We start from the raw sequence: 25,845 nt of genomic DNA, 5'->3' as shown, positions 1-25,845 counted from the left end.
ATCTTAAGATATAAAAAAGCCCATCAATGATGGGCTTTTTTATAATTGGATTATTTTTGCTTCACCGTATAACAGTTCGCAAGATTCAGACTCACTGTACCGCCATTGAGTTTTGCCAGCGCTTTATCGTCATCTGTTACAGAAGTCGATTCTTTATTCGCTGTATTATAAATATTTTGGAAACTTGCCAAAGTATTTGCCCAACCAACAGCTTCTCCGGCTGAGTTGGTAAAGGTAATACGACCTTTTTGTCCAGCACTTGAATTCAATAAATTCGAGACATTAATCAGTGCACCACCAATCACAATACTGTCATTGGCATTTGTTGAAGTTTCAATACGCGAATCCACCCCAATCAAAGCACCATTAATATCACCAAAGTCTTCATGACCTAAAACCATACGAATCGACAATGTTTTATCTTTGGCAAATGCACGACCCAAAGTCCCTAAACGATATTGGGTAACGCCATTGGCATCTTCAAGATTATCGCCTAAAACATCGCCTTGACAGCCATTGCTCTGATCCATTGCAAGGGTCGTTTCAGATTGACGATTAGTGCGGACATCACCATTACTATCAATAACGACACCTACTTTTACAGGACTGTGGGTAGTATCAGTAAATTTAAACTCAAGTTCGCCATAAATTGGGAAGATATATTTCTGACCTTTCGCCACATTACTCGCAGTTTTAAAGACTTCGCCATCTAAATAGCTGATTGGGAAAATCTTATATAAATCTACTGAACCATTGTAGTTCAGATTATCTGCTGACATTCTCCATTTACCAAGTTTTGCTTGCTCAACTGCAGTCAACGGTGTGTTATCTACTTTTCCTTTCACGATCAATTTATAGAAGTTTTCAGTCCCTGCAATCACCGAGTCACTGAGTAAAGTACCTTGTGTAATTTCTAGCTTATCTTGACTTTGACCCACGTTAAATTGATACGGAGAGGTGATCTTATCCGCTACTACATCTAACCATGTTTTTTGTGGCAGAGCAGTCATTCCAACTGGCTTCACCTTACGAATCATTTCAGCATTGATACCACCTAAGGAGGTTAAATTACTACCTGCAACAATGAGGTCTTTATCACGCCACTGAACACCTGAACCAAAGGTATACCCCTGACGGTCTGTAATCAGCATGAAATGACCAAATACATGACGCGTATTTTTATCTGAAGCACTACAGCTTGTCTTATCACATCCTACCAGACCATTTGAGCCACTGAGCTGACTCAATAAACCGTCAGTAGAAAACAGTGAAAATTCAGGCTGGTACACTGCAGCATTGGCAATAATCGCAAGCTTACTCACTGCCTTAAATGCATCTTCATCTTTAATCTTAGTAATATCGATCACAGGTTTAATTTGTGATTCAAAATCTGTATCAGCAACGTTGATAGACTTTGTAATTTTGTTTAAACGTTCACGAATCTTTTCATTGATATAGAGTGGCTGAATATCTGTTGGATCAGTAATGTTCTTTTCTTCTAATGCCAAAGTTTGCAATACTTTAACAGTATTCATTGCTTTTTTAATACTCGGATCATTTAGATTCAAGCTACTAGCATTCGGTTGTCCTGCGCTAATATCCAATAAACTCAAACGTGGGAAACTCGATTCGATTCCTGAAATTTGAATAAAATCACTGAGTTTAATTTTCCCAATATTGATCCGCGTATCGAGTTCACTAGCAATATAAAATTCGATTTCATCAGTTTCTTTACAACGCCCCGTTGCAACACCATCGTTACGATTAAATTGAGTAATAAAATTATTTTTAGTATCACTACTACAGTTGAAATTTAAGCCATCAAGGGGATATTCCAAGCCCCACTGTACACACCCTTGACCACTACAACTCCCGTTGGTTGTCGCAGGTTCATCATTTTCAGATTTTACATTGGTACTACCGCCACCACCACAAGCTGTTAATGCTGTGACCAATGCCGTTAAAGCAAATGGAAAGATTTTTTTTATATTCATGATGATTTACTCGAATAATCCTTATCGAATTGCGATTAATTTTAGTTGTCCTTGATTGCTCAACATTTTATCTTCCACATCTATTGCAGAAGCGAGCGGTGTAAGAAGCACATAAGCTGTTTGTTTAGGAATCTGCAAGATTCCCTCAATAGATTCATATTGAAAATGATTGGCTTGTCCATCCTGGTTTTTAAAACCACCTGCACCCTCTAAGACACAGCCTTTATTGTCTAGAAATACCGTAAATGGCCAATAATACACAGGCTTATTTTGGCTAGATGCGAAAGATTTCAGCTGAATATTTTTAATACCTACATCAATGGCTACAACTTCGTAATCAAATTCATCTTTGGCAATTGGTGCTCGTGGCCATACGTTAATCTCTTGTTTTGGTTCTAATTTCTTGGCTTTTTTAAACTTTTTATTACTAAAGCATTGTTGCCCCAGACTATTAATCGTTTCCTCACCTGAAATTCGGTAATACGTTTGTGCCAATACCACAGGGCCATCTTGTTGAGTCGGCTTTTGGAATAATGCTTTCAAGGTCGACTCACCCACCCCTTTTTCACGTTCTACGCTTTGAAAACGAACACTGCCGAGGTTTTTATCTACAATGCCTTCTGGCATCGTATAAAAGCGTTTTTTGCCTTCTAAATTAAATTCTTTTGCTTCCAAGTATTCACTATCAACGTATTCTACCCCATCCACTTGGCTAATACCTGAACGCGGCTGAGGTTGCTTTTCTTGAGTTTTAGTTGTCGCTTGTTGAACCTTAACTGGTTGTACTGGTTGTACTGGTTGTACTGGTTGTACTGGTTGTACTGGTTGTACTGGTTGTACTGGTTGTACTGGTTGTACTGGTTGTACTGGTTGTACAACAGTATTTATTTTCTGCTCAGGTGAGTCACTCAAATTGACATATTTTATAGGCTGATTTTGCTGAACAGATAATGGAACAGGATTAACATGGTGAGTTGCTGCTGATGGTTTCGATATAACATCTTTTACTTTTTTATCTTTCGCACTTACTGGCCGAGGCACAACCATCGGTCGACCATCTGGTCCAATAATTGTGACGAACTCTTTTGCTGACACAGAAACAGAGATTGGCGCTAGACTTAGCACCAATACCGTCTTTAACCATACATCCTTTCTAATCATATATTCCTTTACCAACGTGTGCGGTAGTTCAAACCTAAAATCGTAATTTTGGTATTTGTTTTTACATTTAAGCCTGCATATGGGTTAAGTAATAAATTGTTGACCCCAGTTTGGTTTGCTAGGCTACTCGTATTTGCTGGGATATTATCCTTACTACGCAAGAAACCAATAGATAAGTCAAGATCTGTGTCAGCATCAAAGCGATAACCGACACCCATACCAAAGAGCTGTGCACCATTAATCGGTACCATGGTATTTCGCTTGTCATCTGGAATTGCAGATGTACGTGGCTCATAACCCATACGGAGCTTTAATCGGTCTGTCGCAGAATATTCAAGACCCACACCAAAGTTCCATGGCGATTCAAACCCTAAAGGTAATGCCAACGATGTATCGGTTACATTTGCAGATAATAATTTTGCAATTTTAAGTGCTGAAATTTGACGGTCGAATTCAAACTTAAACTCATCCCATGCAGCATAATTGGTCCACCCCACATCAAAATTAATTTGAAGATCGGGCATGATTTTGTATTTAATACCGGCCTGTATATGCTCTGGATATTCAAAATCCATCGATACTAAACCAGATTCACTTGATGGAATATAGGTTGGGAATCCAAGAATAGCCGCTAGAATTTGCCCTGTTGGAGATGTCATCAATCCTTTGATCATTTCCTGTGGAGCTTTGGCATTATCGATATGATATTTGCCTTTTAAACGCATTTTGGCTGCACTTTGATAGACCAAACCAAAGCTAAAATCTTCTGTTGGTTCCCAAAGTACCCCCAAGTTATAACTTGGGCTTAAGTTTTGCTCAAGTGCCAATTGCATTTGACCAAATTTACCAAATGGATTCATGCCTTCTTCGGCATTACAGATCCCCAAAAGTAAAATATCGGTAATAATGTCTGAGTTTTCTTTAAAAGGTGTACAAACGACCTCATCGATCATTCGAAGCATACCAATTAACTCATTCGGAAATCGTAGATCCGTTTTCATTGCAATAGCTTGATATGACATCCCAATTGATGCACCAATTGACAAATGATCACTTACTTCATAACCAATTGATGGCGATAGATATGTGATACGCTCTAGAGCAACTTGTTGCCCCATAAAATTGGCAGGATTACCATTTTCATGACCAAAACCGGCAACTAAAGGTGCATAAACAGCCGTTGCATAGGTCGCTTTTGAACCCGGTGGATTATAAGCAATCCCCATGGTTGGTGCGACCAAAGGTAAACCGTCGCCTAGGTCAACCATTTTTTTCAAGCCAGGAACATAAAGACTCGCATATTCAACATCACCTGTAACTTTATCTTTAAAGTCGGTACACAGGTCGGATGATACTTCAGGACCATCATTACAGACCAATGGGTCATCTGAATAACCAAAGACGTTATAACCTGCAGGTACAGAGAACTCACGCTGAATATCAAAGTTTGCAACCACAATTTGCTGTTCTGTTTGCAGACCATTAATTTTTGTTAGACCGGCTGGGTTAAAGTGAATCGAATTCACACCTGGTGGGTCTGCTGTAACAGCGTTCCCCATAGCCAATGAACGTAAATCTACAGAAAGGTTTGTCCCTAACTGAGCAAACGAATACGATGAACAACCCGCTACTATGATACCAACCAATAGCGGATTCAGTCGAATGTATTTCATACGACACCCCTATTAGCGGATTTTTTTACCGAAGCCTAAGATATCAAGTGGGAAAGATAGACCGAGTGATACATCCGGTGCATCTTCAGTTAAGCCAAAGCCAAGTGTTCCATTTACAATTGTTTCAGGTGATGTACGCACACCCAATGAAATAGAGAAAGTGGAGCTGGTTTGATCTGCTGCTGAGTAACTTTCACCCGTGTTATAAGTAAATTCAGCTCCAGTATTGAAGCTTTGTTGATATGACATGGTCATTGATACGTCATAGTTAAACGAATAAGCAAAACCAAATGCAAAACCACCGCTGATACCTGGATCAAATTCTTCAATAATACGTCTACCACGAATTTGATTTAATCCTGACTCTTTAAAACCATAATTAGCAGAAACTGAAGCAAACAGAACCACTGGATCAATATATTTACGGGTACTCGCACCGATACCTGCAGAATAGTAACCTTTACCTGCTGCTAAGTCTGTCGCTGCATTAATTTCATAGGGGCTATCACCCGTCTTGGTCGATAAGTTACCAAATAAAATCAGTGGTAAACGTCCAGCTTTTAAAGGGAACGGCTCCCAGCGTGCCCCTAAGCTAATATCACCTAGCCCGGCAGTTGAAGTGTCTTTTAATAAATCAGTTTTCGCTACCAGTGGAATCGATGCGGTTAAAGTCAAGTTATCTTTTAAACCGTACTGTGCGGTAAATGTATTGGTAATTGTATGTGATGCATTTTCCTGAACACGTAGTTGATAGAGTTGACCTTGAGCCATTTCCATATCAAGTTGAGTATCACGATAATACGTATAATCAATATCATAATAGGATGAAATTTCACCTTGCTTGATCAGTGAATACTGGCGTTCACTCGAAGTAAATACTTCCTCAAGGTTGGTGGCTTGAGTTGCATCACCTTCTTGTTGTTGCAATGCCTGACTAGCTGTACTTGGTTTCGCTGGTTCTGGCGTTTCGCTTTGCTCTTCAACTTCTTGAACCGTTTCATAACCACCTAACTCAGGTTCAACCTCAACCGACTCAGTTGTTTCTTCAACGGCTTCGTACTCACCCAATGCAACATCATCTGCTGCATAAGCAACCCCCATCGCCATTTGAACACTGAGTACCAGTAGAGTCTTATTCATCCATTGACTTTTCATATCCATTCCACCGTATTATTTTTTATTTCCATAATGTCTGCATTATTTGTTTTTGTAGTAGAGCCTAAGAAAGTTATGCTCAAATTTTCCAAAATTTTCCGATTCTGAATTTCGATTGCGATTTTTGCTGATGGTTGATGCTTTATCTGCAATTTTATCCATATAAAACTGAGGATATTGAATATCTGCCAATGCATAGCGATTAATAACTGAATCCTCTACATGACGTAAGTCTTGATCTTGAATTGCTAATAAATCTTTACGATATTGTTCAGGCACATTAATTAAAAACAGTGTGTTATTTTCCCAAACATCTTTAAAACGTTGTTCATCGAAACTAATATTACCAATCGCTGGATCCGCCACATAAACACGACCATTTTTATAGCCTTTGTAAACGACAAAGTGTTTAAAGCCTGCATAGGAAATTGGCACAATCGCAGGTTGCCCTTGTTTGACAAGGTCATTAAATTCACCACGGTAACCGCCACTTTCCATACCCAGTGCAGCTACAAAGCGTTTCATATCTAATAATGAGAAACTGCGGCGTTCTACAATTTTTTCTGTTTCGCCATATTGCATCAGACCATTCATGATCTGTTGCTCGTCTAGCTGTGTCCCCACATAACCGTTGAGCAATGTAGTCAGTGCTGCCGAGCCACAGCTATAGTCATAAGCTTGACGGACAATGCCTCGGAATTGATCTTCAATGGCTGGACGAACCTGAACGGCCTCCTGATGCATACGCACAAAAGAGTCATTACGCGAATCTAGGACTTCAGCGTACTTAATGGTTCCTGGAGGCTGTTGCTTTAAATCAAAGGCTTCTTTGGCAGCGTAATACATCAATGCCGAGCCCAATGCGATCTCTAACATAGGTTTTGTTTTTCTTTTTATCGGCATTAGTTGCCATGTCAGTCATTATTATAGAGTTTTCACTCTACTTCCTTGTAACCTTTAAGATACCTTTTTTTTCAAAAAATAACAGCTTTTTTTTATATTTAAGATGAACGTGATAGACATAAAAAAAGCGCGTATCGATACGCGCTTTTTTAAATCTTATAATTAAAAGATTAGTGACCTTTGATTGTAATCACAGCACCTGGAGTATAGGTCATACCGGAAGGACTGATTTGAGAAGTATAGTAAGTTTGTAAACCTTGAACCTCTACATCACCAATAGACGCAGCCTCAGCACCACCAATACGAATACCGGCTACATAGTTATCTTTAGGTCCACCATGACTTACAATTTTGATAAATCCAGCAGTCCCGACATCACCTGTTTTTGTTGTTGTATAAATATTAATATCTTGATTAATAGTTAAATCTTTTGATTTTGCATCAGCTAATTTAATGCTTTCAATGAATAGCTCACCAGGATTTCCTGTAGTAATCGCAGCATATGTGTCTGGGTTCTGCCCAATTGGTTTAGTAGCAGATGAATTATCCAGCAAACCTAAATTATTAATTTCTAAACCACCAGTCATTATTGTATCAAGCTTAATCATAGCCCCTTGAGGAGATGAACCTACCTGGATATTAGCATTCATTTGCCCTGTTTTAATGTCTAAGCCACTTAAAATTTTATTAACAGTTGCACCACCACCTCTACGGATTGAATCTGCACCTGCCAATCCAGCATCATATGCGGCTTTCGAATTAGCAGAAGCAGTTACACCGATAGCACCGATTTGAATATCTAGGCCCGAAACAGCAGCAGCAATATTAATAAATGCTCCACCATTTGCAGCAGTACCTGCATCACTATCAATCACTAAATCTGCTAAGTTTCTAGATCCAAGTAAGTGAAGATATTCACCAGTATCTGCATCTTTTTCATAGTTAGCACCAATCACAATACCGTGTGAATCAGTTGAAGGAGCCTCCCAGTTAGCAGTAGTAGCTTCACTTGTTGCAGTAGCTTTCTTACCCATAATTACAATTGCACCAGCATTACCTGTACCACCGTAACCAGCATCACCCGCTGCACCTTTAGCTGCTAAACCATCATTATCATGAATAAATAAGCGTTCAATAGCAATTTTAGAAATACCAATACCAATTGATAAACCGTCTTGACCAGTTGTTGCGCTAAGTGCAGAATCATCCATGGCTTGCATTGCCATCGCATTTGCGCTAATTGCCATTGAAGAAATTAAAGCCAGTTTAGTAAATTTTTTCATTCGTACTCTCCCAAGAGTATTATTTTTTTGGTTGTGAATCACTCTGTGTTTCTGCTGTATTTTTAGTTTTCTAACAGCACAAGCAATTAATCCTTGAGTGATTTGCTCGCACGACTAAATTAGCTTTATGTTAAATTTTGATCAACTGTTGTTGGTCATATTTAGTGTTTCGCCGACAAACGGTAAATGTAAGTTTCCCCTCATTTTTCTGTCCAGTTAAGATAGAATTAAGATAATCCTCTCAATTTTCTAAACTGAATGTACAGCGCAACTTATCAATCTCTCCTTAAATCCACCAATATACAACCACATTATATTTTGGAAGCACTGCATCTATTAGATCATGTCATTTTTTTAGAAAATCAGGGAAAACCTTTTATTGCTTTTTGTGTTGAGCAATATACGTTAGTCCAAGAAGGTAAGGTGCAGACTTATCAGGCAAAGGTCTTTAATGAGTATATAAAAATTGAAAATGAACTAGACTTTACTTTTCAATCTGTATTTAAGAATAATTCAGAAAAATTTAATGGCGGATATATTGGTTTTTTTTCCTATGATTATGCGGCTCAGCAACAAGTACAGTATAAACAGCGCCATCAGCCAGCACTTTTTATTGGGCAGTTTTCTACTTATTTAGAACTAGGTACGGAAGGATGGTTATTTAAAAGTTATGCTCCAAATGCTGAAGAAATTTTTCAGAAAATTCAGGCTTTGATTGATCAATACCGAGATAAGTCAGAATTTAGTTTAGTGTCTCCATGTATAGCATGCTGGGATAAATCAGCTTATCAGCAGGCATTTAACCAAGTTCAAGAATATATTAAAGCAGGTGACTGTTATCAGATTAATCTGACACAGGAATTTTCAGCACGAGCCAAAGGTTCTCTACTGACTACAGCAGAACAGTTTTGGCAACTAACCAATGCACCCTATGCGGGCTATTTACGCATAGGTGAGTTTGAACTGTTAAGCTGTTCACCAGAGCTTTTTATTGAGTTTCAACCTGAACGAAAGATCTTGACCAAGCCAATTAAAGGCACTATGCCACGTTATGCAGATCCGATCTTGGATGCGCAATCCAAACAGACCTTAAAGAATTCTGAAAAAGATCAGGCTGAAAATGTCATGATCGTGGATTTATTGCGTAATGACTTGAGTGTTTATGCAGAAACCGGTTCAGTTAAAACGCCAAAGTTATTTAATATTGAAAGCTTTAAACAAGTCCATCACATGGTCAGCGAAGTGGAAGCAACTTTAAAAGAGGGTATAAATCCCTTTGATGTTTTAATGTCTGCCCTACCTGGTGGTTCCATTACTGGTGCTCCTAAAATTCGCGCCATGCAGATTATTGAAGAACTAGAAAATGCACCACGTGGGGCTTATTGTGGTTCACTTGGCTATTTTAATTTTGATGGTACAGGTTCTTGGAATATTTTGATTCGTTCGATTCAAAAATATCAGGATGAAGTTTCACTTTGGGCAGGTGGTGGAATTACCATTGCTTCTGACTGCGATGCAGAATATCAGGAATGTTTTGATAAGGTTGAAGCGATGCTCAATCTATTAAATGCTTGGTATAAGCCTGAGTAAATAAAAAAGCGACTCCATAGAGTCTTGAATCTCCCCTAACCCCTCTTTAACAAAGAGGGGGATTCTCTCTCTTTAAAAAGAAAGATGTTCCCTCCTTTATCAAAGGAGGGTTAGGGTGGATTTAATTAAGCTAAAATATCATTTTTCAACGTGTCTACCAAACGTTGATTCTGCTCATCTGTACCAATCGTGATACGAAGATACTGATTAATACGTGGCTTATTGAAATAACGCACAATGATGCCACACTCACGTAACTCAGTAGCTAATTCACTGGCATCTTTCGTAGGTAAAGAAGCAAAAATAAAGTTCGCACTTGATGGTAATACCTTAAAGCCAAGTTCAGAAAGCTGTGCAACCAACTTCTCACGACTCGCTATCACTTTGGCATTTTGTGCTTCAAAGTATTCCTGATCTTCAAATGAAGCGACCGCAGCCGCAATCGCAAAACGGTCCATTGGATAGGAGTTAAAACTGTTTTTCACCGCTTCTAATGCCGCGATTAAGTGCGGCTGAGCGATGGCAAAACCAACACGCAAACCAGCTAATGAACGTGATTTAGAAGTCGTTTGGCATACCACTAAGTTTTCATATTTCTCGACCAATGCCACCGCAGATTCAGCACCAAAATCTACATAGGCTTCATCAATCACAATCACTGAATTTGGATTGGCTTGCAGTACTTCTTCAATAGCAGATAAACCTAATGTAATACTAGTGGGTGCATTTGGATTGGTGATGATAATACCGCCATTTGGCTGTTTATAGTCATCTACCACAATTTCAAAATTTTCATTGAGTGGCAAAACTTTGGTTTTCACACCAAAAAACTGACTATAAACCGGATAAAAGCTGTAAGTAATATCTGGGTAAAGCAGTGGCAATTCTTGAATAAAGAATGCTTTAAAGATATGTGCCAGAACTTCATCAGAACCATTGCCGACAAAGACATTTTCAACAGCAACTTTCTGCTGCTTAGCAATCGCCTGCTTTAGTTCGGATGCATCTGGATCAGGATATAAACGCAATACATCTGCTGAGTTAGCTAGAACTTTTTGTACAGCTTCTACCACTTTAGGAGATGGTGGATATGGGTTTTCATTGGTATTTAATTTTAAAAGATTTTGGATTTTAGGTTGTTCACCAGGGACATACGGCTCTAACTCACGTACTTCTGGACTCCAAAAACGCATTTGTTCATTTGTAATAGGCATTTTTTCAATCTCGTGGTTCCCCTCTCCTGAGCAAGTTTTAAAGCACTGCTTTAAAATGAAGCGCAAGTGAGGGTTAGGGAGAGGTTTTATCTTTTCAATTTATTGATAACGATAACGCGCAGAACGTGCATGTGCATCAAGATTTTCTTCTTGCGCCAATACATCTGCAGTTTTCGCTAAGCTTTTCACGCCCTGTTCAGAGCACATAATCAAGCTTGAACGTTTTTGGAAATCGTATACACCCAATGGTGACGAGAAGCGTGCTGTACCCGAAGTTGGTAGTACGTGGTTTGGCCCTGCACAATAATCACCAATTGCTTCAGGTGTATAGCGTCCCATGAAGATTGCACCCGCATGGCGAATCTCTTCCGCCATTTGCTGAGCTTCATCTAGACAAAGCATCAAGTGTTCAGGTGCAACTTGGTTAATCAGCTCAATACCTTCCGCACGGTCTTTCACCAAAACTAATGCGCCACGATTCTCAATTGAAGTACGTGCAATATCCGCTTTTGGTAATGCTTCTAAATGCTTTTCAATCCATTCACCAACTGCATTTAACAGCGCTTCATCCGGTGTGATGAATACTGCTTGTGCAACTGTGTCATGTTCAGCTTGTGATAATAAGTCCATCGCCAGCCATTCGGCATTATTTTCACCTTCTGCATACACCAGAATTTCAGAAGGACCAGCGATCATGTCGATACCGACCTGACCGAATACAGCACGTTTCGCTGCAGCCACAAAACGGTTACCCGGTCCTGTGATTTTATCTACTCGTGGAATCGTTTCTGTACCATAAGCCAGTGCCGCAACCGCTTGTGCCCCGCCAATGGTAAATACGCGAGTCACACCCGCCAAATACGCTGCTGCCAAGACTAATGGATTGATGTCACCATTTGGTGCAGGTACAACCATAATAATTTCAGGCACGCCAGCCACATGCGCAGGAACAGCATTCATTAATACTGAAGATGGATAAGATGCCAAGCCACCTGGAACATAAATACCAACGCGATCAAGCGGAGTTACTTTTTGACCTAAGGTATTCCCCAAAGCATCTACATACGTCCATCCATCTTGCTTTTGTGCATGGTGGAATTCACGTACACGATTGGCAGCCAATTCTAAAGCTTCACGTACTTCAACAGTTAGACCATCAAAAGCTGCTTTAAGTTGTTCTTGAGTCAGTTCCAGATCTGAAAATTGATGCGCTGGATGTCGATCGAACTGTTGAGTGAGTTTAAGAACATGAGCATCACCATGCTGACGAACATCAGCAATGATTTGGTCTACGGTTTTTAAAAGTTCAGGATCACTCACTGTTTCAAAAGCTAACAAGTCAGCAAATACCTGCTTGAAGTTCTGATCTTGAGTCGATAAACGTCGCATCAATTTACCCACAAGGTTGATATGGAAAAGATTAGTTTACCTTTTTTAACAGCACTTGTGGTTATCATTCTGCTGCATCACACATGAGTTTTATTGGAAATAACTTTCGCAAAAATTGATGAAAGGATTTAATAAACTGAAAATGTATCAGATATAAAAAAGCCGCCCCTAAGGACGGCAGATTCAATATAAAAATATTAAGCTTTTTTCGCCTGCTCACGTGCTTCCACAGCTTTTTCGAGCTGTGCAAGAATTGGATTTAACAAAGCCTGCTTACGTTTAAAGCTCGCTTTGTTCACAATAAGGCGTGAAGACACTTTGCAGATTTCTTCAAGTGGTTCAAGACCATTGGCACGTAGTGTGTTACCTGTATCCACCACATCGACAATGTAATCACCTAGACCAACCAGTGGCGCCAGTTCCATTGAACCATAAAGCTTGATCACATCCACCTGCTCACCAAGGCTTGCATAGTATTGACGTGTCAGATTCACATATTTGGTTGCGATCTTGAGACGGCCCTTCGGACGTTCCATTCCTACTTTGCCGGCTGTCATCAGTTTACAGTTAGCAATTTTCAGATCCAGTGGCTCATAAACATTCTGTGCACCATGTTCCATAAGAACATCTTTACCAGCCACACCAATGTCCGCGGCACCGTTTTCTACATAGGTCGGAACGTCAGAAGCACGTAGAATCAGAATACGGACTTGTTTATGGGTCGTCGGGAAAATCAGTTTACGAGACTTATCCGGATCTTCCAGCAGGTTAATGCCTGCTGTTTCAAGTAACGGTAAAGTTTCTTTTAAAATACGGCCCTTACTTAATGCTAAAGTTAAACCATGATCAAAATTGCCCATTACGTCAAAGTTTGGATCATCGTTTCTCATATCGCTCATTAACTTACTCGCTTAATTTGGGCGCCTAAACCTTGTAACTTCGCTTCGACATCTTCATAACCGCGATCAATATGATAGATACGGTCAATCACTGTTTCTCCTTCAGCGGCAAGCGCTGCCAATACTAAAGAGAATGAAGCGCGTAAATCTGTCGCCATCACTGGTGCTGCAGAAAGCTTTTCTACACCAGTTACAACAGCATCATTACCTTCAACCTGAATATTTGCACCCATACGTGCCAATTCAGGAACATGCATGAAACGGTTTTCAAAAATCGTTTCGGAAATTGTCGCAAAACCACGGCCAATTGCATTGACTGCCATCAGCTGAGCTTGCATATCTGTTGGAAATTCTGGATGTGGCAAAGTACGGAAGCTAACTGCTTTCGGACGTTTACCCATCATATCCAGCTCGATCCAGTCGTCACCACGTGTAACTTCTGCACCCATTTCTTCAAACTTGTCTAATACTGATTCCAGCAGGTTTGGATCAGTATTTGTGGTTTTAACTTTACCACCTGTGATCGCAGCAGCTGCCAAGTATGAACCCGTTTCAATACGGTCAGCTACGACAGCATATTCACAACCATGCAGACTTTCTACACCAGTCACAACTAACGTATCTGTATCTAAACCCTCAATCTTGGCACCCATTTTAATGAGCATTTGCGCAAGATCGGTAATTTCAGGTTCACGTGCCGCATTACGGATCGTGGTCACACCATCCGCTAATACAGCTGCCATTAGAATATTTTCAGTACCACCAACAGTCACCATGTCAAAGACAACTTCGCCACCTTTTAGGCGACCATCGACTTTGGCATGGACATAGCCAGCTTCAACCACAATTTCAGCACCTAAAGCTTCTAAAGCCTTTAAGTGTTGATCGACAGGACGTGAGCCAATTGCACAACCACCCGGTAAAGACACCTGTGCACTACCGTAGCGCGCCAGCAACGGGCCAAGCACCAAAATAGATGCACGCATGGTTTTTACCAACTCATACGGTGCAAACTGATTATCTAGTGTTGAAGTATCCGCAACAACAGTATCACCTTCATATTTCATGGTGATCCCGAGACCGGCAATAAGTTTAACCAGTGTGTTCACATCTTTCAGATTTGGCACGTTGGTTAAAGTAATCGGAGTATCTGCAAGAATCATTGCAGCCAGTAGTGGAAGTGCAGCGTTTTTCGCACCGGAAATACGCACTTCACCTTCGAGCTTATTGCCGCCCTGAATTAAAAATTTATCCATTAATCTATTAAGCTCCAAATAAGCTTGCTTTGCGCCATTCTTCTTTGGTCATTGCGCGAATTGTTACGGCATGGACTTCACCACTGGCGATATAAGAGTTTAGTGGAGCATAAACAGCTTGTTGTCGAGCAACTGGGCGCTTACCATCGAATTGATCATCCACAATACGGAGATCATATTTTCCGCCCTGACCACTCACAGCAATTTCAGCCTCTGGGAACGCGGCTTTTAAGATTTCAGCGAGCTGTTCATTATTCATCACAAGACCTCTTATAGGACTAACGGTGTAAAACGGATCATTTTACTATAAATAAAAAAAATAATTCATTAGTCACATACATTATATATATAAAAAAAGAGGCTTTTAAAAACCTCTTTTTACAATCTGCCTGATTATAGGGCCAGTGGCTGATAATTCATGTTCATTTTTCGATACCGGTCAATCTGTTTTTTTAATTTTTCCGTCAAAAGCTTAATTGAGGTATACATATCATCGGCATTGGCATGCGCAAAAAATTCGATTCCCGGTAATCTGATAATCGCTTCCGCAATGTGATTACTACTTCCTTTTTTAGAGCGCTTATCAATTTGATGATCTTTTGAAAGTTTGACCTGCATACTGTTCACTTGATCCAGATGTTTAGTCATCTGCTGGAACTTTGTTTTTATAGTATCTTCAATTGCTGGCGTAATAGATAAATGATGTCCACGAATTGTTATTTGCATAATTCTATCCCTCACCTTCGTTAGGATTAGACGAGTCACAGTCAAATGATTCGATGACAATAACCAATGCAAGGTTACAGTTCAGTAATTGGATCAAATCATTTTACAGTTCCTCAAAAGAAAAAGAGATTCATCATATTGTCATGATGAATCTCTAGAATAATCAGATTTTAAAACTCAGATCAAGACCTTTCGTTCAGAAGATGAAGGAATATGTAACGATTCACGATATTTAGCGACCGTACGTCGAGCCACATCAATACCCTCTTCTTTCAACATATTAGCAATTGCATTATCTGACAAAGGTTTACGTACATTCTCTTCAGCAATCAGTTTTTTGATCTTGGCACGAATTGCAGTGGAAGATGCCTCCCCTCCCGAAGTCGTACCGACATGACTGGAGAAGAAATATTTCAATTCAAATAATCCACGTGGAGTCAGCATGTATTTATTGGTCGTCACACGAGAAACTGTAGACTCATGTAGTTCGACTTCTTCAGCGATGTCACGCAATACCAAAGGTTTCATGCCCTCAGCACCAATTTCTAGGAAGGCTTTTTGATGTTCAACAATACAAGTGGCTACTTTCAACAAGGTCTTATGTCGTTCATCGATACTCTTAATAAAGTTCTTGGCTTCCAGCATTTGATTTCTTAAATACTGATTATCATCACTCTGATCAGCACGACGAATCATATTGGCATAAAAAGAATTCACACGTAGTTTTGGCATCACGTCTGGATTTAGCATCACCTGCCAACAGTCATTCTTTTTTAACACCACAACATCCGGTACCTGATAATCAGATTCACGATCTTCAAATTCCAAACCAGGATGTGGTTTTAATGTTTTAAGTAAATCTACTGCACAACGTAATTGATCGGGATTTAAACCAGTTTGTTTGATCAGTCGTGGTAATTCGTTAGTAATCAGCAGTTCATAATGCTGCAATAGCTTGATTGCATCAGCACGACAAGAGGTAGAAGCAGGCAAATTATCCAGCTGCACCATCAGGCATTCAGCCAAGTTGCGCGAACCGACACCAATCGGCTCTAAACGTTGGATATGCTTGAGGACAACAAGGACTTCATCGTCTTCAATTTCTTCATCGTAGTCCATGCTTTGTAGCAAGTGTTGAACTGAGGCAGTAATTTCGGAAATATCAACTTCGAGGAAACCTTTATCATCCAATGAATCAATAATGCAATGCGCAATCAACTTATCAATCTTAGAAAAATGTAGAAGATTAACTTGTTCAATGAGATGTTGCTGTAGGCTTAAATGTCCCTGACGATTATCTTCACGCTCTTCGTATTCAGCTGCACCCAAGCTGGTGGGTTGATGGGTATAGACATCATCCCAATCAGTATCAACAGGCAAATCATCAGGCAAATGATCAGCATTTAACTCATTGGTTAAGTCTTTTTGATCAGGCTCAATTTCAGAAGTAGACAAACTTTCTAAATTTGATTGTTCTTCAACTTTTTCCAGCAAAGGATTACTATCGAGCTGTAACTGAATTTCCTGTTCCAGTTCCAGACTAGACAATTGCAATAAACGAATTGCTTGCTGTAATTGTGGAGTTAATGACAGCGAGTTCGCAACTTTTAAGCCCACTGATAATTTCATTGTTACCCCTCATTATTCAAACCGCGCTTTATAAGCAATTTTTATGCCGCTTTAATTTTTTATAACACAGATTTGTTAAATTACATACAATTCCTTGCGTTTTTTATGCACTATTTAAGCTATTCATCTGAAATATTAATATTAATTAGAAGCTTATTTTTATCAGATGACTTAATAGATTATTTAAATTTTTTAAAAATTAAAAATTTCAACGCATAAAAAAAGCCCCCTGGCTAGCAGGGGGCTTTTGGAATAATGAGCTGGCGATGACTTACTCTCACATGGGAAACCCCACACTACCATCAGCGCTAAGAGGTTTCACTTCTGAGTTCGGGAAGGGATCAGGTGGTTCACTCTTGCTATGGTCGCCAGCACAACTGGTATGCTTACTCGCTATGGTCTTCTCTCAGAGCAGTGCTCTTCGTGCCTAGCTTTCTTCAAATAGAATTCATTAACAGATGTATCTGAGTTGTCGTAGTTTGCGCTTTAGCGTTCACTAAATCAAGTTTTTGTCTGATCGTTAGATCAATATGAAATCAATTGATGCTCACTTCTTTCGAAGTTCGTATACAACTGCTTGGGTGTTGTATAGTCAAGCCTCACGAGCAATTAGTATTGGTCAGCTTCATGCATCACTGCACTTCCACATCCAACCTATCAACGTCGTAGTCTTCAACGGCTCTTTAGGAGACATAAAGTCTCGGGGAAATCTTATCTTGAGGTAGGCTTCCCGCTTAGATGCTTTCAGCGGTTATCCCTTCCGAACATAGCTACCCGGCGATGCGACTGGCGTCACAACCGGTACACCAGAGGTTCGTCCACTCTGGTCCTCTCGTACTAGGAGCAGATCCTCTCAAATTTCCAGCGCCCACGGTAGATAGGGACCGAACTGTCTCACGACGTTCTAAACCCAGCTCGCGTACCTCTTTAAATGGCGAACAGCCATACCCTTGGGACCTGCTTCAGCCCCAGGATGAGATGAGCCGACATCGAGGTGCCAAACACCGCCGTCGATATGAACTCTTGGGCGGTATCAGCCTGTTATCCCCAGAGTACCTTTTATCCGTTGAGCGATGGCCCTTCCATACAGAACCACCGGATCACTAAGACCTACTTTCGTACCTGCTCGACTTGTGGGTCTCGCAGTTAAGCGCGCTTTTGCCTTTATACTCTACGCGTGATTTCCGACCACGCTGAGCGCACCTTCGTACTCCTCCGTTACTCTTTAGGAGGAGACCGCCCCAGTCAAACTACCCACCAGACATGGTCCTCGTCCCGGATAACGGGACAGAGTTAGAACCTCAATATTACCAGGGTGGTATTTCAAGGACGGCTCCATGGCAACTAGCGTCGCCACTTCAAAGCCTCCCACCTATCCTACACAAGTAAGATCAAAGTTCAATGTCAAGCTGCAGTAAAGGTTCACGGGGTCTTTCCGTCTAGCCGCGGGTACACCGCATCTTCACGGCGAATTCGATTTCACTGAGCCTCTGCTGGAGACAGCGCCCCCATCATTATGCCATTCGTGCAGGTCGGAACTTACCCGACAAGGAATTTCGCTACCTTAGGACCGTTATAGTTACGGCCGCCGTTTACTGGGGCTTCGATCAATAGCTTCGCTTGCGCTAACCACATCAATTAACCTTCCAGCACCGGGCAGGCATCACACCCTATACGTCCACTTTCGTGTTTGCAGAGTGCTATGTTTTTAATAAACAGTTGCAGGGGCCTGGTTTCTGAGGCTGCCAACAGCTCAAGGAGCAAGTCCTATCACCGCCGGCAGCGTACCTTCTCCCGAAGTTACGGTACCATTTTGCCTAGTTCCTTCAGCAGAGTTCTCTCAAGCGCTTTGGTCTACTCGACCTGACCACCTGTGTCGGTTTCGGGTACGATTCCTGTTTAACTGAAGCTTAGAGACTTTTCCTGGAAGTATGGTATCAGCCACTTCACTGTACAAGTACAGCTTGCTATCAACTCTCAGCATAGAGCACCCCGGATTTGCCTAAGATGCATGCCTACAGTCTTCCACCTGGACAACCAACGCCAGGCTGACTTAACCTTCTCCGTCCTCTCATCGCATTAAACAGAAGTATTGGAATATTAACCAATTTCCCATCGACTACGCCTCTCGGCCTCGCCTTAGGGGTCGACTCACCCAGCCCCGATTAACGTTGGACTGGAACCCTTGGTCTTTCAGCGAACGGGTTTTTCACCCGTTTTGTCGTTACTCACGTCAGCATTCGCACTTCTGATACCTCCAGCAGACTTCTCAATCCACCTTCATCGGCTTACAGAACGCTCCCCTACCACTTGCAATAAATTGCAAATCCGCAGCTTCGGCATATAGTTTTAGCCCCGTTACATCTTCCGCGCAGGCCGACTCGACTAGTGAGCTATTACGCTTTCTTTAAAGGGTGGCTGCTTCTAAGCCAACCTCCTAGCTGTCTATGCCTTCCCACATCGTTTCCCACTTAACTATAATTTAGGGGCCTTAGCTGGCGGTCTGGATTGTTTTCCTCTTGACTACGGACGTTAGCACCCGCAGTCTGTCTCCCGGATAGTACTCATTGGTATTCGGAGTTTGCATCGGTTTGGTAAGTCGGGATGACCCCCTAGCCGAAACAGTGCTCTACCCCCAATGGTATTCGTCCGAGGCGCTACCTAAATAGCTTTCGGGGAGAACCAGCTATCACCGAGTTTGATTAGCCTTTCACCCCTATCCACAAGTCATCCCCTGGCTTTTCAACGACAGTGGGTTCGGTCCTCCAGTCAGTGTTACCTAACCTTCAACCTGCTCATGGATAGATCACCCGGTTTCGGGTCTATACCCAGCAACTAAACGCCCTATTAAGACTCGGTTTCCCTACGGCTCCCCTATACGGTTAACCTCGCTACTGAATATAAGTCGCTGACCCATTATACAAAAGGTACGCAGTCACCACTTGACGTGGCTCCCACTGCTTGTATGCATGCGGTTTCAGGATCTATTTCACTCCCCTCACAGGGGTTCTTTTCGCCTTTCCCTCACGGTACTGGTTCACTATCGGTCAGTCAGGAGTATTTAGCCTTGGAGGATGGTCCCCCCATATTCAGACAAGGTTTCACGTGCCTCGCCCTACTCGACATCATCATATCAGCCCTTTCGTGTACAGGACTATCACCCACTATGGTCGCACTTCCCAGAGCGTTCCACTAAAACTGATATGACTTAATGGGCTGTTCCCCGTTCGCTCGCCGCTACTGAGGGAATCTCAATTGATTTCTTTTCCTAGAGGTACTGAGATGTTTCACTTCCCTCCGTTCGCCTCGCAACACTATGTATTCATGTTGCGATACCGACCTTATAGCCGGTGGGTTTCCCCATTCAGACATCTCCGGATCACAGGATATTTGCCGCCTCCCCGGAGCTTTTCGCAGGCTATCACGTCTTTCTTCGCCTCTGACTGCCAAGGCATCCACCACATGCACTTAATTACTTGACTATACAACCCCAAACAGTCGTTCATCCCTACAAGTAGGATAAACAACATAATCAACCGATCACTCAGTTAATTACACAGTTAGAGTTTCGTGAACTTAATCACTGTACAGCTTCAATTAGATTCATATACCAAAACGCTTGATTCAGTTTAATCGCTAGAACTCATTTAATCACTTCACAGTTGCCTGTGTTGCTTTCAACGAGTTTGAACAAATTATTTCAACTCAAATATATTCTGTTAATGATTTAATGCATCCTCGTCGGACTGCATTACTGTGATAAATCACAGAGATTATCAAGTGGTGCGTATCTTAACGCTTCTACTTGTTAATCTCTAGGATCTACGCACTTGATCGCTTAGGAACTAAACAACATCGCTGCCGTATGTTCACATACTGCGCGAAGCGTAGCTTCTTGCTTAAATTTCAAGTAAAAGCCTTAAAGCAGTGCTTTAAGTTTTATGATCTTGAAATTTGGTGGAGACTAGGAGAGTCGAACTCCTGACCTCCTGCGTGCAAAGCAGGCGCTCTACCAACTAAGCTAAGTCCCCAGCTTATCAATAAGTCAATGTATCGTTCCGTTTCTGTATGAATTGCTTCGTCAGTAGTGGTGGGTCTGACAAGACTTGAACTTGTGACCCCACGCTTATCAAGCGTGTGCTCTAACCAACTGAGCTACAGACCCTCAGATACATCGTCATGAAGAACAACTTGTTGTGGATTCTTACCAATCGTCAATCTTTCGTTAAGGAGGTGATCCAGCCGCAGGTTCCCCTACGGCTACCTTGTTACGACTTCACCCCAGTCATCGGCCACACCGTGGTAAGCGTCCTCCTTGCGGTTAGACTACCTACTTCTGGTGCAACAAACTCCCATGGTGTGACGGGCGGTGTGTACAAGGCCCGGGAACGTATTCACCGCGGCATTCTGATCCGCGATTACTAGCGATTCCGACTTCACGCAGTCGAGTTGCAGACTGCGATCCGGACTACGATCGGCTTTTTGAGATTAGCATCTGCTCGCGCAGTAGCAACCCTTTGTACCGACCATTGTAGCACGTGTGTAGCCCTGGCCGTAAGGGCCATGATGACTTGACGTCGTCCCCGCCTTCCTCCAGTTTGTCACTGGCAGTATCCTTAAAGTTCCCGGCATTACCCGCTGGCAAATAAGGAAAAGGGTTGCGCTCGTTGCGGGACTTAACCCAACATCTCACGACACGAGCTGACGACAGCCATGCAGCACCTGTATCTAAGTTCCCGAAGGCACCAATCCATCTCTGGAAAGTTCTTAGTATGTCAAGGCCAGGTAAGGTTCTTCGCGTTGCATCGAATTAAACCACATGCTCCACCGCTTGTGCGGGCCCCCGTCAATTCATTTGAGTTTTAGTCTTGCGACCGTACTCCCCAGGCGGTCTACTTATCGCGTTAGCTGCGCCACTAAAGCCTCAAAGGCCCCAACGGCTAGTAGACATCGTTTACGGCATGGACTACCAGGGTATCTAATCCTGTTTGCTCCCCATGCTTTCGTACCTCAGCGTCAGTATTAGGCCAGATGGCTGCCTTCGCCATCGGTATTCCTCCAGATCTCTACGCATTTCACCGCTACACCTGGAATTCTACCATCCTCTCCCATACTCTAGCTTTCCAGTATCGAATGCAATTCCTAAGTTAAGCTCAGGGATTTCACATCCGACTTAAAAAGCCGCCTACGCACGCTTTACGCCCAGTAAATCCGATTAACGCTCGCACCCTCTGTATTACCGCGGCTGCTGGCACAGAGTTAGCCGGTGCTTATTCTGCGAGTAACGTCCACTTATCCTAGGTATTAACTAGGTAAGCCTCCTCCTCGCTTAAAGTGCTTTACAACCAAAAGGCCTTCTTCACACACGCGGCATGGCTGGATCAGGGTTCCCCCCATTGTCCAATATTCCCCACTGCTGCCTCCCGTAGGAGTCTGGGCCGTGTCTCAGTCCCAGTGTGGCGGATCATCCTCTCAGACCCGCTACAGATCGTCGCCTTGGTAGGCCTTTACCCCACCAACTAGCTAATCCGACTTAGGCTCATCTATTAGCGCAAGGTCCGAAGATCCCCTGCTTTCTCCCGTAGGACGTATGCGGTATTAGCGTTCCTTTCGGAACGTTGTCCCCCACTAATAGGCAGATTCCTAAGCATTACTCACCCGTCCGCCGCTAGAAATCAGTAGCAAGCTACCTATTCCCGCTCGACTTGCATGTGTTAAGCCTGCCGCCAGCGTTCAATCTGAGCCATGATCAAACTCTTCAGTTTAAAATCAGTAGTACCTTTAAAGGGTACCAATCTTGGCTCATCAATTTTCTGACAAATATTTCTCAAATAAACTTCGAGTAATTTCTACCATCAATCAATGAAAATAATTTCGATCGATCAACCAGTAAAAATCCACACAAGTTGTTCTTCATAATCTCTTAATGATCTTCTCACTACTTCGTCAGTAGCAAGCTAGGTCGGCTATATTACTCTCTATCTCTAGAAAGTCAACTAGTGACGAAAATTATTTTTAAACTTTCTTTCTAAAACCCAACTTAACCATTCTATGCTAAGTTACTGTTTTATCAGAAGTTTTAATCTTCATCACCGCCGATGGATGTGCATTCTACAGCATTTCAGAGGGGTTGCAACACCTTTTTTAAAATAATCTCAACGTATGTTTATTTTTTAATCTTTTACGAATTTTTGATTCATTATTTGCTCAAATTTGATTAAATAGAGACTATAGACTGCTATTCACGTTTATTATTTTTATACTTTGTCGGCTTCGCTTCATCATTAAATAGAATTTCTGGAATTTGCTATGCGTCATTCCTCTTATCTTTATGCTGGTTTAATCAGTTTAGCTACCAGCTCCTTTGTGTATGCAGAAGATCTCCAAACGGATGAATCTGCAAATACCGAGGCCTCTGCAGATCTCTCTACTTCTACTACCGATACAGAAGTAGAAGCTAATGCGACTGAACCTAGCAGTGAAATGGCCGAATACAAAAAGGCGCTAGCTGCATGGAAAGAAAAAATTAATGTTAATGCCAGTGCAGGTCAGGCTGACGAACAAAAAGACCCTTTCCAATCCTGGAACCGAAAGGTCTTTAATTTTAATGATGCGATCGATCGCGCTGTTGTTCGACCATTAGCAGTTCAGTATACAGAGAAGGTACCGCAAGATGTACGCGGCTCTTATACCCAGTTCCGTAGTAATCTTAGTGAACCTTGGAATGTGGTGAACCAGCTTATTCAAGGGCGTCCACTTCGTGCAGCTAAATCATTAGGTCGTTTTACCGTGAATACCTTAACGACTTTAGGCCTGGCTGACCCTGCTCGCCGCATTGGTTTAGAAAGCGAAGGTGAACGTTTTGGTGTGACCATGGGTTATTACGGTATTCCTTCTGGCCCTTATCTGGTGTTACCTGTCTTTGGTCCAAGTACCATTCGTGATGGTATTGGTCTTGCAGTCGATAGTCAGGCTCGTCCGCAGAAATATCTTTTGGAAGATCAGGATGGCCTGTACTGGTTCGATCAGGTATGGCGTGGTATTGACGCACGCTCTCAACTACTTGAGATTGAAGGCGTATTGACAGGTGATAAATATGCGCAGATTCGAGATATTTATCTGCAACGTACCAGCTATGCAATTGCTGAAAAGAAAGGTCTAGAATCAGAAAGTCTATTTACCGATATAGATGATGAATTTGAAGATGAGTTTGATGAAGATCAAACCGAATCGACAGATCCAGCATTCTAAGTGCATAATTTCAGCAAGATTACCGGTGAAAAAGATTCGCTGGTAATCAATAGCTTGTTATAGTACATCTAATAAACAAATTTGGGATCAGTTCACTTCCTTATGTATTTTATTCAGCCGACTCGTGATATTCCTTATCTTGATCAAGTCCTTGACACGCTTCCAGATGTGCAAATGATTGGTCTTGAAGATCATGAGTTGTATGACCAGACCATTCTCGCAATTTCTGACGTACATGATTACCTGAAATACCAATGGAATTTTCCAACCATTGTCTTGGCTTTGGAAAATGAAGGTACCGAACTGTCCCAAGCCTGGGAGCAAGGGGCACTTGCCGGATGGATCTGGAATAAACTCCCAGCCCTGCCTCTCCTCGCCTTACAAAAAATTGATGCCCAATATAAAAGAAACCAGGACAGCCGTGACCTGCCTTCTGCTGCAGAGTTGCAACAAAGACTCCTCCCCAATCCTATTGAGCTGTTGAACTATCAAGTTGAAACCTATTTTCAGCCTTCTGCTTATCTTTCTGGTGATTGGTACGATTACTGGAAAATCAGTGATAAAGAAGTGATGTTCTATCTGGCTGATGTTTCTGGACATGGGGTAACCAGTAGCTTACTGACCTCATGGATGGCGGCTTTCCACGGTCGTTCTAAATCGCCGCGTGAGCTGATTAAAAAGCTGAATGGCATGCTGGTTCAGGAGAATATTGAAAAGCATATCACTATGATTGCCGGGATTTTAAATCTTGATACCCATGTGGTGCGCTGGTCCAGTGCTGGACATTACCCACCACCGATTATCTTCGAACCAGATCAACCTCCGAAAATTTTATCGACCAGCAGCTTCCCACTCGGTCTGACTGAAGAACTTGAAGTAGAAGAACAGGAATTCGTGCTAAAACGTCATGCCCGTTTCATTCTTTGCTCAGATGGTGCCCTGGAACCCTTTGATGGCGGCCTGAATGAACAGTTTGCTCAACTGGTCTATCACTTGCAAAATCAATCTTTTCAAGCACCAGAGCATGTGGCGGACGATATTGCCTTCCTTAGCTTTATCCGCATGAATTAATAATATAATTATTGCTTTAATAGATACTTAAATTGACTGAGACCTTCAGCTACTTGAGTATAAAACTGCCCTATGGGATAATTTAATATCCTTCTCTGCAAATGGCATTTATATGTCAACAGGTCATGTTGAATATGCAAGTTTGAACGGAACGCATATTTTTAAGCTTATTGGCGAAGTGCGTGCGCAATCTTGCATAAGTCTAGACAAGTTACTGAACAAAATTGAACAGCAAGATAATGTCGTTGGTGCGATTGTCGATTTAACTGAAACCAGTTTTATTGACAGCACTGTACTCGGTGTTCTTGCAAAGCTAGGTTTGAAGCTTAAACAGATTCATCATATCCAGGCCGTCATGCTCTCTACCAATTCAGATATCACCACCTTAGCCAATAGTATGGGGCTGGGACAGGTGTTCGTCATCCTGAATTACTGTGGGGATTCAAATGTTTGCACACGTGCCCTGATCGAAGAGCACGTGACACATCGCAATATGCTGACCACGGTTTTAGATGCGCATAAGACATTGATGAAACTCAATGAAAGCAATAAAAATATGTTCGAGCCTTTGGTTAAACAGCTGCAAAAAGAGCAGGACAATCTCGATAAGGTGTCCGAACCCAATATTTAATCTCAATTTTCCAGGAAGGA

17 protein-coding genes, 2 tRNA genes and 3 rRNA genes are annotated in these 25,845 nt (G+C 41.9%); 4 read left to right on the top strand and 18 right to left on the bottom strand.

Annotated features, from left to right (window positions below; all coding sequences use genetic code 11):
* Nucleotides 1-50: 50 nt before the first annotated feature.
* The 6 genes from BS636_RS08170 to BS636_RS08145 all read right to left on the bottom strand — a co-directional run bounded on the left by BS636_RS08170 (nucleotide 51) and on the right by BS636_RS08145 (nucleotide 8,169).
* On the bottom strand, nucleotides 51-1,994 hold the full coding sequence (locus BS636_RS08170; protein ID WP_099338306.1) for a hypothetical protein: 1,944 nt from the start codon (nucleotides 1,992-1,994) through the stop codon (nucleotides 51-53).
* 21 nt (nucleotides 1,995-2,015) lie between these two features.
* Nucleotides 2,016-3,155, bottom strand: coding sequence for a putative pilus assembly protein FilE (gene filE, locus BS636_RS08165; RefSeq protein ID WP_099338305.1), 1,140 nt, complete (start codon nucleotides 3,153-3,155; stop codon nucleotides 2,016-2,018).
* Between the two features lie 8 nt (nucleotides 3,156-3,163).
* Complete coding sequence (locus BS636_RS08160; protein ID WP_099338304.1) at nucleotides 3,164-4,828, bottom strand: OmpP1/FadL family transporter; 1,665 nt, start codon at nucleotides 4,826-4,828, stop codon at nucleotides 3,164-3,166.
* A gap of 12 nt (nucleotides 4,829-4,840) precedes the next feature.
* Complete coding sequence (locus BS636_RS08155; protein WP_171265997.1) at nucleotides 4,841-5,989, bottom strand: hypothetical protein; 1,149 nt, start codon at nucleotides 5,987-5,989, stop codon at nucleotides 4,841-4,843.
* Nucleotides 5,990-6,025: 36 nt separating this feature from the next.
* Nucleotides 6,026-6,859, bottom strand: coding sequence for a C39 family peptidase (locus tag BS636_RS08150; protein WP_099338303.1), 834 nt, complete (start codon nucleotides 6,857-6,859; stop codon nucleotides 6,026-6,028).
* A 197-nt stretch (nucleotides 6,860-7,056) separates the two neighbouring features.
* Nucleotides 7,057-8,169 (bottom strand): DUF6160 family protein, encoded by a 1,113-nt coding sequence (locus tag BS636_RS08145; protein WP_099338302.1) that lies wholly within the window; start codon nucleotides 8,167-8,169, stop codon nucleotides 7,057-7,059.
* Nucleotides 8,170-8,427: 258 nt separating this feature from the next.
* Between BS636_RS08145 and BS636_RS08140 the strand changes: the two genes are divergently transcribed.
* Nucleotides 8,428-9,759, top strand: coding sequence for an anthranilate synthase component I family protein (locus tag BS636_RS08140; RefSeq protein ID WP_099338301.1), 1,332 nt, complete (start codon nucleotides 8,428-8,430; stop codon nucleotides 9,757-9,759).
* A gap of 125 nt (nucleotides 9,760-9,884) precedes the next feature.
* Here the strand turns inward: BS636_RS08140 and hisC are convergent, their stop codons facing one another.
* The 12 genes from hisC to BS636_RS08080 form a co-directional block, all read right to left on the bottom strand.
* Entirely contained in the window at nucleotides 9,885-10,973 is a 1,089-nt protein-coding gene (gene hisC, locus BS636_RS08135; protein ID WP_099338300.1) for a histidinol-phosphate transaminase, read from the bottom strand.
* A 99-nt stretch (nucleotides 10,974-11,072) separates the two neighbouring features.
* Nucleotides 11,073-12,374: a histidinol dehydrogenase gene (gene hisD / locus BS636_RS08130; protein WP_099338299.1), complete on the bottom strand. Its 1,302-nt coding sequence runs from the start codon at nucleotides 12,372-12,374 to the stop codon at nucleotides 11,073-11,075.
* A gap of 185 nt (nucleotides 12,375-12,559) precedes the next feature.
* Nucleotides 12,560-13,261, bottom strand: a complete 702-nt coding sequence (gene hisG / locus BS636_RS08125; RefSeq protein ID WP_099338298.1) for an ATP phosphoribosyltransferase — start codon at nucleotides 13,259-13,261, stop codon at nucleotides 12,560-12,562.
* Nucleotides 13,261-14,517, bottom strand: a complete 1,257-nt coding sequence (gene murA / locus BS636_RS08120; RefSeq protein WP_099338297.1) for a UDP-N-acetylglucosamine 1-carboxyvinyltransferase — start codon at nucleotides 14,515-14,517, stop codon at nucleotides 13,261-13,263. Before murA ends, hisG begins: the two co-directional genes overlap by 1 nt.
* Before the next feature lie 7 nt (nucleotides 14,518-14,524).
* Nucleotides 14,525-14,776, bottom strand: coding sequence for a BolA family iron metabolism protein IbaG (ibaG, locus tag BS636_RS08115; RefSeq protein ID WP_099338296.1), 252 nt, complete (start codon nucleotides 14,774-14,776; stop codon nucleotides 14,525-14,527).
* 134 nt (nucleotides 14,777-14,910) lie between these two features.
* Nucleotides 14,911-15,243, bottom strand: coding sequence for a ribosome hibernation-promoting factor, HPF/YfiA family (gene hpf / locus BS636_RS08110; RefSeq protein ID WP_099338295.1), 333 nt, complete (start codon nucleotides 15,241-15,243; stop codon nucleotides 14,911-14,913).
* A 177-nt stretch (nucleotides 15,244-15,420) separates the two neighbouring features.
* Entirely contained in the window at nucleotides 15,421-16,872 is a 1,452-nt protein-coding gene (locus tag BS636_RS08105) for an RNA polymerase factor sigma-54 (protein WP_099338294.1), read from the bottom strand.
* Between the two features lie 258 nt (nucleotides 16,873-17,130).
* Nucleotides 17,131-17,245: ribosomal RNA gene (rrf, locus tag BS636_RS08100) — 5S ribosomal RNA — on the bottom strand.
* A 215-nt stretch (nucleotides 17,246-17,460) separates the two neighbouring features.
* Nucleotides 17,461-20,354 (bottom strand): 23S ribosomal RNA (locus tag BS636_RS08095).
* Between the two features lie 473 nt (nucleotides 20,355-20,827).
* Nucleotides 20,828-20,903: transfer RNA gene (locus BS636_RS08090), tRNA-Ala, on the bottom strand.
* Between the two features lie 57 nt (nucleotides 20,904-20,960).
* Nucleotides 20,961-21,037 (bottom strand) — tRNA-Ile (locus BS636_RS08085).
* Between the two features lie 61 nt (nucleotides 21,038-21,098).
* A 16S ribosomal RNA gene (locus BS636_RS08080) occupies nucleotides 21,099-22,637 on the bottom strand.
* The 16S, 23S and 5S rRNA genes sit together here with 2 tRNA genes alongside, the layout of an rRNA operon.
* A 544-nt stretch (nucleotides 22,638-23,181) precedes the next feature.
* Between BS636_RS08080 and BS636_RS08070 the strand changes: the two genes are divergently transcribed.
* The 3 genes from BS636_RS08070 (at nucleotide 23,182) to gigB (ending at nucleotide 25,825) form a co-directional block, all read left to right on the top strand.
* Nucleotides 23,182-24,123, top strand: coding sequence for a VacJ family lipoprotein (locus BS636_RS08070; RefSeq protein WP_099338293.1), 942 nt, complete (start codon nucleotides 23,182-23,184; stop codon nucleotides 24,121-24,123).
* Between the two features lie 102 nt (nucleotides 24,124-24,225).
* Complete coding sequence (gene gigA / locus BS636_RS08065) at nucleotides 24,226-25,194, top strand: RsbU family protein phosphatase GigA (RefSeq protein WP_099338292.1); 969 nt, start codon at nucleotides 24,226-24,228, stop codon at nucleotides 25,192-25,194.
* 112 nt (nucleotides 25,195-25,306) lie between these two features.
* Nucleotides 25,307-25,825: an anti-anti-sigma factor GigB gene (gene gigB / locus BS636_RS08060; protein ID WP_099338291.1), complete on the top strand. Its 519-nt coding sequence runs from the start codon at nucleotides 25,307-25,309 to the stop codon at nucleotides 25,823-25,825.
* The last annotated feature ends 20 nt before the right edge of the window (nucleotides 25,826-25,845 follow it).

The organism is Acinetobacter sp. LoGeW2-3, assembly GCF_002688565.1.
GTDB lineage: Bacteria > Pseudomonadota > Gammaproteobacteria > Pseudomonadales > Moraxellaceae > Acinetobacter.
Note: the sequence above shows the minus strand (reverse complement) of the source record. Positions and strands in the feature narration are given on the sequence as shown.

Bases quoted from the DNA above. Each gene is read 5' to 3' on its own strand.
- BS636_RS08105 (WP_099338294.1), bottom strand. From the start codon at position 16,872: ATGAAATTATCAGTGGGCTTAAAAGTTGCGAACTCGCTGTCATTAACT.
- BS636_RS08160 (WP_099338304.1), bottom strand. From the start codon at position 4,828: ATGAAATACATTCGACTGAATCCGCTATTGGTTGGTATCATAGTAGCG.
- BS636_RS08170 (WP_099338306.1), bottom strand. From the start codon at position 1,994: ATGAATATAAAAAAAATCTTTCCATTTGCTTTAACGGCATTGGTCACA.
- filE (WP_099338305.1), bottom strand. From the start codon at position 3,155: ATGATTAGAAAGGATGTATGGTTAAAGACGGTATTGGTGCTAAGTCTA.
- ibaG (WP_099338296.1), bottom strand. From the start codon at position 14,776: ATGAATAATGAACAGCTCGCTGAAATCTTAAAAGCCGCGTTCCCAGAG.
- hpf (WP_099338295.1), bottom strand. From the start codon at position 15,243: ATGCAAATAACAATTCGTGGACATCATTTATCTATTACGCCAGCAATT.
- gigA (WP_099338292.1), top strand. From the start codon at position 24,226: ATGTATTTTATTCAGCCGACTCGTGATATTCCTTATCTTGATCAAGTC.
- hisC (WP_099338300.1), bottom strand. From the start codon at position 10,973: ATGCCTATTACAAATGAACAAATGCGTTTTTGGAGTCCAGAAGTACGT.
- BS636_RS08155 (WP_171265997.1), bottom strand. From the start codon at position 5,989: ATGGATATGAAAAGTCAATGGATGAATAAGACTCTACTGGTACTCAGT.
- BS636_RS08145 (WP_099338302.1), bottom strand. From the start codon at position 8,169: ATGAAAAAATTTACTAAACTGGCTTTAATTTCTTCAATGGCAATTAGC.
- hisG (WP_099338298.1), bottom strand. From the start codon at position 13,261: ATGAGCGATATGAGAAACGATGATCCAAACTTTGACGTAATGGGCAAT.
- murA (WP_099338297.1), bottom strand. From the start codon at position 14,517: ATGGATAAATTTTTAATTCAGGGCGGCAATAAGCTCGAAGGTGAAGTG.
- BS636_RS08140 (WP_099338301.1), top strand. From the start codon at position 8,428: ATGTACAGCGCAACTTATCAATCTCTCCTTAAATCCACCAATATACAA.
- BS636_RS08070 (WP_099338293.1), top strand. From the start codon at position 23,182: ATGCGTCATTCCTCTTATCTTTATGCTGGTTTAATCAGTTTAGCTACC.
- BS636_RS08150 (WP_099338303.1), bottom strand. From the start codon at position 6,859: ATGTTAGAGATCGCATTGGGCTCGGCATTGATGTATTACGCTGCCAAA.
- gigB (WP_099338291.1), top strand. From the start codon at position 25,307: ATGTCAACAGGTCATGTTGAATATGCAAGTTTGAACGGAACGCATATT.